Source organism: Nonomuraea candida (assembly GCF_000725485.1).
Classification (GTDB): domain Bacteria; phylum Actinomycetota; class Actinomycetes; order Streptosporangiales; family Streptosporangiaceae; genus Nonomuraea; species Nonomuraea candida.
This window is the reverse complement of sequence record NZ_KL647032.1, coordinates 127591-139031: the sequence shown is the minus strand read 5'-3', so window position 1 is coordinate 139031 and position 11441 is coordinate 127591. Positions and strand designations below refer to the sequence as shown.

Sequence of the window (11441 nt, the reverse complement as noted above, 5' to 3'; positions counted from 1 at the left end):
GGTCAGGGCTGCGGGGGGTCAGGGCTGGGGGGTGGGGCGGAGGGGGCGGACCGAGTCGCGGACGATGATGTGGGTGCCGAGCATGACGTGCTCGGCCTGCCCCGTCTTGTCGCGGCCGCGTTCGAGCGCCATGCGCACGGCCGTGCGGCCCAGCTCCTCGTGCGGCACGTGCACGGTGGTGAGGTCGATGTCGGCGGCGGGCGGCAGGTCGTCGAAGCCCACCATCGAGATGTCGTCGGGCACGCGCAGCCCCTGCTCGCGCAGCGCCTGGCGGGCGCCGGCCGCGATCTGGTCGTTGACGGCGAAGACGGCGGTGAAGTCGGGCGGCCCGGCCTCCAGCCGCTGGCGGATCATGCGGTAACCCTCGCCGCGCTCCATGGTGCCGTCGAGCTCCAGGCCGGGGTCGTGCGGCACGCGGTGGTCGGCGAGCGCGTTGCGGTAGCCGGCGATGCGGCTGTCGGGGGTGGTGTGACCTGCACGCCGCCCGAGGAACAGGATGCGCCGGTGCCCGGCCGACAGCAGGTGGCTGGTGATGGCGTACGCGCCGCCGGTGTTGTCGTATTCGACGACGAGGGCGGGCACGTCGGGGCCCAGCGCCGGACGGCCGCACAGGACGAGCCGCGAGCCGGCCAGCGCCAGCGCGCGGGCGTAGTCGCCCATGCGCTCCCGATAGGCGTCGTCGGCGACGACGTTGCCCACGAGGATCACGCATTCGGCGTGCTCCTGCCGCATGAGCTGGACGGTGGCCAGCTCGCGCTCGGGATCGCCGCCGGTGGTGCCGACGATGCACAGCTTGCCCTCTAGCGCGGCCTGCGTCTGCACGCCCTGCGCGACGTGCGCGTAGTGGGGGGAGACGACGGAGTTGACGATGATGGCCACGCTGCGGCTGCTGGCCCCGGCCAGGTTGCGGGCGTTGGCGTTGGCCACGTAGTCGAGCTCGCGCACCGCCCGCATGACCTTGCTGCGCGTGGCGGGCGCGCTGGGGTAGGTGCCGGACAGGATGCGGGAGACGGTGGCCACGGACACGCCGGCGTGCGCGGCCACGTCGCGGATCGTCGTCGGCCGCCGGTCTTCGCCCTCGGACGCCGCACGCCGCACCATCTCGCCTCCAGCGGGTGAAACAAGCTAGTAAACCGTTTACACACATGCTTCCCTCCGGGCTGTCGCGGTGTCAAATCTGCTCTCCGGCATGCCGGGGATTCAGGGAAGTGAAACGATTACTGCAAAGAGGTCAATTCACCCGCCATTTCTCGGGATCGGTGGCCTAGTATGCGTTTTATGTCACTGCCGGATGAACTCCTGTCAGGCCGGACCCGCGCGTACTGGGAGGCGATGGCGGACCGCCTGCTGGACGCCGTGGTGCCGTACGCGACCGACGGCTTCGCCCAGTACCGCCTGCCCGGCAGGGCCAGCAGGTCGGGGCCGGTGAGCGACGGGCTGGAGGGCTACGCGCGCACGTTCCTGCTCGCCGCGTTCCGGATCGCCGGCGCGCGGGGCGAGGTGCCCCCGGCCCTGATCGAGCGGTACGCGAGCGGCCTGACCGCCGGGACCGACCCCGCGCACCCGTACGCGTGGCCGGCCCTGACCGACATGTCCCAGCAGCTCGTCGAGGCGGCCTCGGTGGCGCTGGCGCTGCACGAGACCCGGCCGTGGCTGTTCGACCGGCTGTCCTCCGGCGAGCAGGAGCGGGTGGTGGCGTGGCTGGCGGGGTTCCTGGGGCGGCGCACCCCGGACAACAACTGGGTGATGTTCCGGGTGGTCGTCGAGCAGTTCCTGGCCGGGGTGGGCGGGCCGTACGAACCGGGCGAGATCACCGGCGGGCTGGAGCGCATCGAGGAGTGGTACGCCGGCGACGGCTGGTACTCCGACGGCAAGGGCAAGAACTTCGACTACTACTGCGGCTGGGCGCTGCACCTCTACCCGTCGTTGTGGGCCAGGATGGCCGGCGACACGGCCAGGCAGGAGCTGTACGCGCGGCGGTTGCGCCGCTTCCTCGACCAGTACCAGCACTTCTTCGCCGCCGACGGCGGCCCTGTGCACCAGGGGCGCTCGCTGACCTACCGGTTCGCGACCGTGGCGCCGCTGTGGCTGGGCGCGCTGACGGGCGCCTCGCCTCTCCCGCCCGGCCGGACCCGCCGCATCGCCGGCCGCGCGCTGCGCCACTTCGCCGAGCGCGGCGCGCCGGACGAGCGCGGCCTGCTCTCCCTCGGCTGGTATGACGCCTTCCCGCCCATCGCGCAGGCGTACTCGGGCCCGGCGTCGCCGTACTGGGCGAGCAAGGCGTTCCTCGGCCTCCTCCTGCCGCCCGAGCATCCCGTCTGGACCGCGCCGGAGGAGCCGGCCCCGGTCGAGCTGGCCGACCAGGCGCTGGCCCTGCCCGCGCCGGGCTGGCTGCTCCACACCACCAGCGCGGACGGCATCGTACGGCTCGTCAACCACGGCAGCGACCGCGACCGCATCCAGGACCCGAACGGCCTCCCCGACCCCTACTACCTCAAACTCGCCTACACCACCCACACCGGGCCCGACGTGGGGGAGAAGGCGCAGGGCGTGGACAACCACCTGGCCGTGATCGCCCCCGACGGCACCGCCTCGCTGCGCCGCCTCATCGAACCGCTCACCGTGTCGGACCGCTTCGCCGCCTCGGCCTACGAGGACGGCCCGGTGCGGGTGGTGACGGCCTCGGTGGTGGCCGGCGCGGCGGAGATCAGGGTCCACCGCGTCACGGCCCCGGCCGGTCACCAGGTCCGCGACGGCGGCCACGCCCTGGCCGCCCCCATCCCGCCCGCCCTGCACCCGCCGGCCGGCTCGGGTCACGGACCGGTCGGGTCCCCGGCCGGCTCGGGCGAGGGGCCGTTCATGGCGCTGGCCCGCCGTTCCGACGGGCTGGCCAGCGCGGTACGCGCCCTGCACGGCTACACGGGCACCGGGGTGGTGACGGCGGAGGGCGCCAACGCCTTCGGCGTCCACTCGGCCACCCCGTACGCCCTCGCCTCGGCCCATCCCGGCGGCACCGCCGTCTACGTCAGCCTCATCTGGTTGTCGGCGGCGGAGGAGGAGCCGCCGCTCCCCGGCGTCCGCGTCGAGGGCGATGACCTGGTCGTCCTGTCCCTGCCGGACGGGGAGACGGCGACCGTCCACCTGGCCGGCGTCCCCACCTGCGAACGCCGCGCCGGCCAGACCCGCTGACACAATCCGTCCCGCACGGCCGGTCCCGCTGGACCCGTCGGCGCCGCGCGGGCCGCGCGGCGGCGGGCGCGGGCGGCCCGGGGGACTGGGCGCTGCCATCAGCTGACGGCGAAGAGCAGCGCGGCGGTGATGAGGATGGCCACGGCGGTCGCGAAGTGGACGCCGAACGCGACCGCCTTCGACCCGCCATGGCGCAGCACGATCAGCGTGTCGCCCAGCGGCGCCAAGGCCACGACCAGCATGAACCAGGCTTCGGCGGCCGGCCCGGCGAAGGCCAGCAGCGCCAGCCCGACCAGGCCGTAGGTGCCGTCGCGCACCCCCTTGATCGTCAGGTACGCGGCATCGCCGTCGGCCTTGGCGGGCACCCCGTAGCCGGCGGCCGCGGCCCGGGGGGCGAGCAGGAAGCGCGCCCCGATGAACACGATCATCAGGTTGAGCGCGATGGCCAGACCGTAGGCAACGAAAGTGAGCACGTCCATCTCCAAGTACTAGCAGTGCTAGGAACGAGAACGACGCTAGCACGAGCGCCGACAGATTCGCTAGCGGTGCTAGATTTGGTGTCATGTCAATCCAGACGCGCCGGGAGCGCGAGCGTGCCGAGCGGGAGAAGCTGATCATCACGGCGGCCCGGGAGCTGGCCGAGGCCGAGGGGTGGGAGGCGGTGACGACACGGCGGCTGGCCGAACGCGTCGAATACAGCCAGCCCGTGCTCTACAGCCACTTCAAGGGCAAGGGCGCCATCATGGCGGCGGTCGCGGTCGAGGGCTTCGCCGAGATGGCCGAAGAGCTGCGCGCGGCCCGCACCACCCCGCCCGAGGGCGCCGCCGGGGGTCAGGGGGTGAATCCGGCTGCGGGCCTGGCGGGGGTCGCGCGGGCGTACACCGCGTTCGCCGAGCGGCGGCCCGCGCTCTACGACGCGATGTTCCGCCAGGACGTCGATCTGCCGTTCGCGACCCCCGAGGCGCCGGCCCCGCTCTGGGCGGCCTTCAACGAGCTGGTCGAGGCCTTGCGCCCGTACGCCGGGGACGACGATCTCGGGCTGCTGGTCGAGACCTTCTGGGCCGCCCTGCACGGCCTGGCCACGCTCACGCGCGGCGGCCGCCTGCCCCGCCACGAGCACGACCGCAGGCTCGCGCTCCTCCTGGCCCGCTTCACCACCTGACCCGGGCCGGACGGCGCGGTGTGCCGGGCCGCGTCCGGGGCGGTGTGAGGTGAGCTGTTCGGGACGGGATGATCGGTATACGTTCGGGCGGTACTGGCCCTCCTCCTAAGGAGCCGCATACCGTGCGATCCCGGTTCCTGGCCGCGCTGGCGGCCGCGATGGCCGTCGCGACGGCCCTCACGCTCAACGCGCTCCCGGCCGCCGCCCGGCAGCCCGCCACCCGGCCGGCCTCCCAGGACGACCTGCTGGACAGGCTCAAGGCCATCCCCGGACTCACCGTGGTGTCGGAGACCCGGCCGTCCGGCTACCGGTTCTTCGTGCTGAGCTACACGCAGCCGGTCGACCACAGGCATCCCGGCAAGGGCGCCTTCCAGCAGCGCCTCACCCTGCTGCACCGCTCGGTGGAGGCGCCCGTCGTGCTCTACACGGGCGGGTACGGCCTGCCGGTGAACCCCACGGCCTCCCGTACCGAGCCGACCCGGCTGCTCGACGGCAACCAGGTCTCCGTCGAGCACCGCTTCTTCCGCTCCTCGCGCCCGTCGCCGGCCGACTGGGACGACCTGACCATCTGGCAGGAGGCGACCGACGAGCACCGGATCGTCCGGGCGCTCAAGACCGTCTACTCCGGCAAGTGGCTCCAGACCGGGGCGAGCAAGGGCGGCATGACCTCCGTCTACCACCGCCGCTTCTACCCGGATGACGTGGACGGCGTGGTCGCCTACGTCGCGCCCGACGACCCGGTCAACGTCGAGGACCGCGCCTACGACCGGTTCTTCGCCCGGGTCGGCACCGGAGCCTGCCGTACGGCGCTGGCGAACGTGCAGCGCGAGGCGCTCAAGCGGCGCGCCCGGATGGTGGCGCTGCTGGAGGCCGACGCGGCGCGCAACGGCTACACCTTCGCCGGCACGCTGGGCAGCGCGGACCGCTCGTTCGAGATGACGGTGCTCGACACGGTCTGGGCGTTCTGGCAGTACCGGAACGAGGCCGACTGCGCCTCGGTGCCGGCCGCGACGGCGACGGACGAGGAGCTGTACGCCTGGATCGACGCCGTCGCGTCCTTCGGCTTCTACACCGACCAGGGCCTGGAGTACTACCTCCCGTACTACTACCAGGCGGCCACCCAGCTCGGCTGGCCCGACCTGGCCTTCCGGCACCTGCGCGGGCTGACCCGCCACCCCGGTCTCTACCAGCCGAACTCGGTGCTGCCCGCCGCCCTGCGCTCCCGGCACGACCCGAGGCCGATGCTCGACGTGGACCATTGGGTGCGGACCCGTGCCGAGCGCATGCTGTTCGTCTACGGCGAGAACGACCCGTGGAGCGCCGAACGGTTCACCCCGAGCCGGCGTGACTCCCACCTGTACGTCGCGCCCGGCGCGAACCACGGGGCGTCCATCGCGCTGCTGTCCGAGGCCGACCGGGCGGCGGCGACGGCCACGCTGCTGCGCTGGGCCGGGGCGCCGCCCGCCAGGCGGTCGCCGGAGGCGGCGGACCTCCCGGCCGACGACATGCTCCCCGACCGCCACACCCGCTGACGCCCGGCGCGGCTACCGCGCCGTCACCGCTTCCTGGCGGTGGCGAGCGCGGTGGCCGGGTCGTCCCAGGACGCCAGCGCGGCCCGCACCTCCTCCCGTACGGGCAGGCCCAGCGCCTCCTCGTACGCCTGGTCGAGCAGCGCCCCGATGGTGACCCGGGCGCCCCCGGACTCCGCCGAGCGCACCGCCGCCGCCACCATCGCCAGGCTGCCCACGTTGTCGTGGATGCTCCCCGACGGGGTCACCCCCGTGCGCAGCGCGCCGGTGAACTCCAGGAGCGCCCCGGCGATCTGCTCGTGGGCGCCCGGCGGCACGTCGGCCGCGCCCTCGGCGCTGGAGGCGACGCGCCGCTCGCCGTCCCACGTCGCCGTGCCGCCGGCGGCGACGGCCCGCCACTCGCCGTTCCACGACGTCTCCTGCCCGTCGGCGCACCAGCTTCCGGTGAACACGTACCGGGCGTCCCTCTCGAAGAGGAACGTGGCCGTGGCCGACGCGTCGCCGCGGTACCAGCTCCACGCCGGGTTCCAGCTCTCGCACACCACCGAGACGGGCTCGGAGCCGAGCAGGTAGCGGGCCGCGTCGAAGGCGTGGATGGCCATGTCCACCAGCAGCGGCTGGGCCATCTCCTCGCGAAACCCGCCGAAGCGCGGCCCGCGGAAGAACCCGGTCGTGAGCAGGCCGGGCGGGCCGAGCCGGGCGATCCGCGCCCGGTAGGCGGCCAGGGCGGCGAAGTACCGGCGCGACTGGCTGATCATCAGCAGCCGCCCGGTCGCCTCGGACGCCGCGGCCTGCGCGAGCGCCTCGGCCAGGGTCGGCGCGGCGGGCTTCTCGCACAGGACGGGCACCCCGGCGAAGAGCGCCTCCATGGTGACCGCGCCGTGGGCGGCGGGGACGGTGACGTTCACGACGGCGTCGGGCGCGGTGGCCGCGAGCAGCTCGCCGAGCGAGGCGGCCACCTCGGCCGCGCAGCCGTCGACCGAGCGTACGGCCGCCCGCGCGCGATCGACGTCGAGGTCGGCCACCCCGACGAGCTCGACGCCGGGGTCGGCGGTCAGGGTGCGCAGCCAGGCCAGGCCCATCGCGCCCGCCCCGACCTGCACGACGCGCAGCGGACGCCCCGGATCGGCGACGGGGGAGAAGCCGGTCACCATGACGCCTCCGCGCACCCCGAGCCGGCCTTCGCGCGAGCGAACGCGGTCACCGCGCCTCCGTCTCCTGGTCGGGCATCGCGCCCCGGTAGTCGTGACCGTTGAAGAAGTCGCCCGTCTCGTACCGCAGCAGCGTCGGCAGCGCGCGCCGGGCCGGGTCGCCGGCCGCCCACTCGACGCCGTTGGAGATGACCTGGAGCACGTCCGGATGGTGGTAGACGGGGTAGTCCTGGTCGCCGGGGCTGAAGTAGAAGATCCGGCCGTTGCCGCGGCGGAAGGTGCACCCGCTGCGGAAGACCTCGCCCCCGGTGAAGGAGCTGATGAAGATCAGCTCGTCGGGCGTGGGGATGTCGAACTGCTCGCCGTACATCTCCTGGGCGGGGATCACGATCGGGTGCGGGACGCCGCGGGCGATGGGGTGGGCAGGGTTCACCGTCCAGACCAGCTCGCGGTCGTTCTCGCTGCGCCAGCGCAGCGTGCACGTCGTGCCCATGAGCCTGGTGAAGATCTTCGACCAGTGGCCGGAGTGCAGCACCAGCAGGCCCATGCCGGACAGCACGTGCCGGTGCACCCGCGCCACCACCTCGTCCGACACCTCGGCGTGCGCGGCGTGCCCCCACCAGGTCAGCACGTCGGTGGCGGCCAGCACCTCCTCCGTCAGCCCGTGCTCGGGGTCGTCGAGGGTGGCGGTGGAGACGCTCGCCCGCGCGCCCAGCCTGTCCTCGATCCCGCGCCGGATGGCGTTGTGCATGCCGTCGGGGTAGATCGCGGCCACGTGGGGCTCGGCGCGCTCGTGCCGGTTCTCGCCCCACACCAGGACGCGGATGGGCGCGTCGTTCATTCGTCAACTCCCTTGTCATAGGGGCGCGGGCCCGCGGACGGCATGACCGGCGGCCAGTGGTCGATTTAACCGCTTAACCGCGCTCGCCTGAGCAGTATCGTGCGCTGCTGAGCCGGTGATGTCAATGACGGGTCAAGCGCCCGCGGACCGGAGATATAGTCGCAGTGCTCCACGCCCCTGATGAGCCGGCCGGGAGGCGCCGTCCATGGTCACGATGCGCGATGTCGCCGAACGGGCCAACGTCTCCATCGCCACGGTCTCCTTCGTGATCAACGGCACCAAGCGGGTCGCGCCGGAGACCCGGGCCCGCATCGAGGCGGCCATCGAGGAGCTCAACTACCGCCGCAACGTCGTCGCCCGCGCCCTGGCCAGCTCCCGCACGCGCATCCTCGCGCTGCTGCACCCCGACCTGGAGTCCCGGGCGAACGCGACGGTGATCCAGTTCGTCATGGGGGCGGCGCAGGGCGCCCGCGAGCGCGGCTACGACCTGGTGTTGTGGCCGGTCAACGACGACGACCAGATGTCCCACCTGCTCGCCGGCGGGCTCGTGGACGGCGCGCTGCTCATGGAGGTGCGCTTCCGCGACTCGCGGGTCGAGCGGCTGGTGGCGTCGCGGCTGCCGTTCACGCTGATCGGCCGCACCGGCGACGACGACCCGCCGTACGTCGACATCGACTTCGCCACCACCGTCCACCAGGCCGTCGAGCACCTGCGCGGCCACGGGCACGAGCGCATCGCGCTGGTCACCCAGCCCAGGACGGGCCACGAGCCGGGCCGGATCGCCCGGGTGGAGTCGGCCTACCTCGACGCGATCGCGCCGCTCGGCCATCCGCCCGCCGTCATCGCGGTGGAGGGCACGTCGGCCGGCGGGCGGGAGGCCGCGCGGGCGCTGTGCGAGGAGTTCCCCGAGCGCACGGCCGTCGTCCTCGTCAACGAGGGCGCCTCGGCGGGGCTGGTCAAGGGCGTCAGGGCGCTCGGCCGGGCCGTGCCCGCCGACCTGTCCGTCATCTCGGCGGCCACCACGCGCGAGCTCGGCGAGATGATCGAGCCGTCCCTGACCGTCATGGCCGCCCCGGCGCCGCAGCTCGGCCGCCTGGCCGCCGAGGCGCTGATTGACCAGCTCGAAGGGGTCCAGGACGCGCCGCCGAGCGTGCTCCTGCCCTGCACGCTGGTGCCGGGGGAGTCGGTGGGCCCGCCTCCGCGCCGCTGACCCCCTGCGCGCCGGGCCCGGCGCCGCGCCGCTGACCTACGAGGTCGAGGAGCGGGCCGAGCGGCTCCGCCAGCTCAGGATCAACCGGGAAGCCGTCACCGCGTACGTCACCGGGCGCTTCGCGGTGGCGTACGACGGCGTGGTCTGCGCGCCCGGCCTGGCGGGCGAGGCCGGGGTGCGCGGCCGGGGGCGGGGTGACGGGTTCCGGCCATGCGGTGGCGGCCGGGGGCCCGGTGAGGCTTCCGGCCGTGCGGTGGCCGGGGTGACGGGTTCCGCGATCGCGTCGGGGGTGGTCCTGCTCGGTCTGCGGGCGGTCCCGCTTGGTTGCGGGCGGTCCCTGCTTAACCGTATTTGTCGGGGAATCTCCCGAGGTTCGCGGCGAAGGTGACGACTGTGTTCTGCTGATCCTCGGGGGAAACGCGTGAGCAGACGGTTGGGCCGGTCGTTGCGTACGCGGCTGGCGCTGTTCGCCAGTGTCGCGATGGTGCTGCTGAACATCGTCGTCAGCGTGTCCGTGCTGTTCGCCATCCACGGCGAGGCGATGGACATCAGGGCGCACGAGGTGTCGGGCAAGGCCCTGCCCGTGCTGCTCATGGTCAAGCACGATCGGCTGCCCCGGGTGCTGCGGGCCGAGGGGCTCGACGGCCTCCAGGTCGTCGACCCGGCGGGCCGGCCGGTGGCCTGGAGCACCAATCTGGCCGGCGCCCCGCGCCTGACGACCGTGATCCCGCGCCCCCGTCAGGCCAACGAGTACGCCGAGCTGTGCGACCTGCCCCGGTTCCCCGGAGAGTGCAAGATCGTCGCGGCGCTGGTGGCGTACCAGCCGGAGGGCGACTGGGTGATCTACGCCCTCGGGCCCGCCGTGCCCTGGTACGTCAGCCCCCAGGTGCTTCTCTTCCAGATCGGCGTGACGGCGGCGCTGGTCGCGCTGACCTGGTTCGGCGTCTCCCGCGTCGTGGCCAGGACGCTCAAACCCGTCAGCGCCATCACCAGGAAGCTGGCCGAGATCAGCGCGGGCGGCGGCGGGATGCGCGTGCCGGTGCCGGAGAACGACGACGAGATCAAGGAGCTGGCCGAGACCGGCAACAGGACGCTGGAGCGGCTGGAGTCGGCGCTGGAGCAGCAGCGCGCCGCGATGGAGCGGCAGCGCCGGTTCGCCGGCGACGCCTCGCATGACCTGCGCAGCCCGATCACCGCGATGCGCACCCAGATCGAGGAGGCGCTGCTGCACCCCGAGGAGACCGACTGGCGTGAGACGGGCGCCGAGGTGCTGACCAGCCTGGACCGGCTCCAGGCCATCGTGTCCGACCTGCTCACCCTGACCAAGCTGGACGCGGGCGCCCCCGACGAGCGCGAGCCCCTCGACCTGGGCGAGCTGGTGGCGGGCGAGGTCGCCGCCCGGCCGCGCAGCAAGCGGGTGGCCACCACCCTGGAGACGGGCGTGGTCGTCAACGGCGACCGGCTGCAACTGGCCCGCCTGCTGACGAACCTGCTGGACAACGCGGAGCGGCACGCCGAGACGCAGATCATCGTGACCCTGCGCAGGCAGGGTGAGGAGGCCGTGCTGGAGGTGGTGGACGACGGCACCGGCATCGCGCCGGAGCACCGCGAGATCGTCTTCCAGCGCTTCACCCGCCTGGACGCCTCGCGCAGCCGCGACGCCGGCGGCACCGGGCTCGGGCTGCCCATCGCCCGCGAGATCGCCACGGCACACCTCGGCACGCTCGGCATCGAGGACTCCGACACCGGCGCCAGATTCGTGCTGCGCCTGCCCACCTACGAGGACTGACCCCCCGAAGTGCTCCCGCCCCCGGCCCGCCGGAGGGCTCCGGGCCGCCGGACGGCTGCGGGACCCGGCCACCGCCCGGCGGCTGAACCGGCGGCCGCTCGGAGGGTGACCGGCGACGGCCGCTCGGCGGATGGCCTACAGGCGGCTCAGCGGTTGTAGGCCAGGCTGCTGACCGGGTGCTCGCCCTCGGTCTGCAGCCGGTACTCCCGGCCCGACTTGGCGCGGTTCTCCTCGATGATCCGCTCCGACGGCGCCTTCTCCCCGCCCATCAGCGCCTCCTGCATCTTCTCGAACCGCTCGTGGGCCTCCTGCACGTAGCCGGTGCCCAGAGTGGTGTAGTCGATCTGGGTGGCGATCAGCTCACGCAGGTACGCCTTGTTGGGCTCGAACGTCACCGGCGCGGGCAGCTCCGGCGCGCACACCTGCTCGGGGTCACGGCCGTCGTGCTTCTTGAACAGCTCGGCCGCCAGTCGCAGGTGCTCCAGCTCCATGTTGAGGTGCAGCTCCCAGATGTTCTTCACCTTGGGGTCGGACTCGGTCTCCATGAACGAGTGGTAGAGGTAGCACTCG

At 73.4% G+C, this 11441-nt stretch carries 9 protein-coding genes and 1 pseudogene; 5 read left to right on the top strand and 5 right to left on the bottom strand.

What is annotated here, in order from left to right:
• Window positions 1-18 precede the first annotated feature (18 nt).
• A complete protein-coding gene (locus IO39_RS47970) occupies window positions 19-1101 on the bottom strand; it encodes a LacI family DNA-binding transcriptional regulator (RefSeq protein WP_043640330.1) in 1083 nt (360 codons plus the stop codon).
• A 177-nt stretch (window positions 1102-1278) separates the two neighbouring features.
• On the opposite strand from IO39_RS47970, the gene IO39_RS47965 reads away from it, so the two are divergent.
• Window positions 1279-3189 (top strand): DUF2264 domain-containing protein, encoded by a 1911-nt coding sequence (locus tag IO39_RS47965; protein WP_052424305.1) that lies wholly within the window; start codon window positions 1279-1281, stop codon window positions 3187-3189.
• 98 nt (window positions 3190-3287) lie between these two features.
• Here IO39_RS47965 and IO39_RS47960 read toward each other — a convergent pair whose 3' ends face one another.
• A complete protein-coding gene (locus IO39_RS47960; protein ID WP_245642687.1) occupies window positions 3288-3668 on the bottom strand; it encodes a DUF4267 domain-containing protein in 381 nt (126 codons plus the stop codon).
• Window positions 3669-3751: 83 nt separating this feature from the next.
• Between IO39_RS47960 and IO39_RS47955 the strand changes: the two genes are divergently transcribed.
• On the top strand, window positions 3752-4351 hold the full coding sequence (locus IO39_RS47955; protein ID WP_043640326.1) for a TetR/AcrR family transcriptional regulator: 600 nt from the start codon (window positions 3752-3754) through the stop codon (window positions 4349-4351).
• Window positions 4352-4473: 122 nt separating this feature from the next.
• Window positions 4474-5883, top strand: coding sequence for a S28 family serine protease (locus IO39_RS47950; protein ID WP_043640324.1), 1410 nt, complete (start codon window positions 4474-4476; stop codon window positions 5881-5883).
• A gap of 23 nt (window positions 5884-5906) precedes the next feature.
• On the opposite strand, the gene IO39_RS47945 is transcribed toward IO39_RS47950, so the two are convergent.
• Together IO39_RS47945 and IO39_RS47940 are read right to left on the bottom strand one after the other, a co-directional pair.
• Complete coding sequence (locus tag IO39_RS47945) at window positions 5907-7034, bottom strand: Gfo/Idh/MocA family protein (RefSeq protein ID WP_052424304.1); 1128 nt, start codon at window positions 7032-7034, stop codon at window positions 5907-5909.
• 46 nt (window positions 7035-7080) lie between these two features.
• A complete protein-coding gene (locus IO39_RS47940) occupies window positions 7081-7872 on the bottom strand; it encodes a ThuA domain-containing protein (RefSeq protein ID WP_043640322.1) in 792 nt (263 codons plus the stop codon).
• A gap of 205 nt (window positions 7873-8077) precedes the next feature.
• On the opposite strand from IO39_RS47940, the gene IO39_RS47935 reads away from it, so the two are divergent.
• A complete protein-coding gene (locus IO39_RS47935; RefSeq protein WP_052424303.1) occupies window positions 8078-9082 on the top strand; it encodes a LacI family DNA-binding transcriptional regulator in 1005 nt (334 codons plus the stop codon).
• Between the two features lie 421 nt (window positions 9083-9503).
• Window positions 9504-10871, top strand: coding sequence for a sensor histidine kinase (locus tag IO39_RS47930; RefSeq protein ID WP_043640321.1), 1368 nt, complete (start codon window positions 9504-9506; stop codon window positions 10869-10871).
• A gap of 146 nt (window positions 10872-11017) precedes the next feature.
• On the opposite strand, the pseudogene IO39_RS58605 reads toward IO39_RS47930, so the two are convergent.
• Window positions 11018-11441: pseudogene (locus tag IO39_RS58605) on the bottom strand (hypothetical protein); the annotation flags it as partial.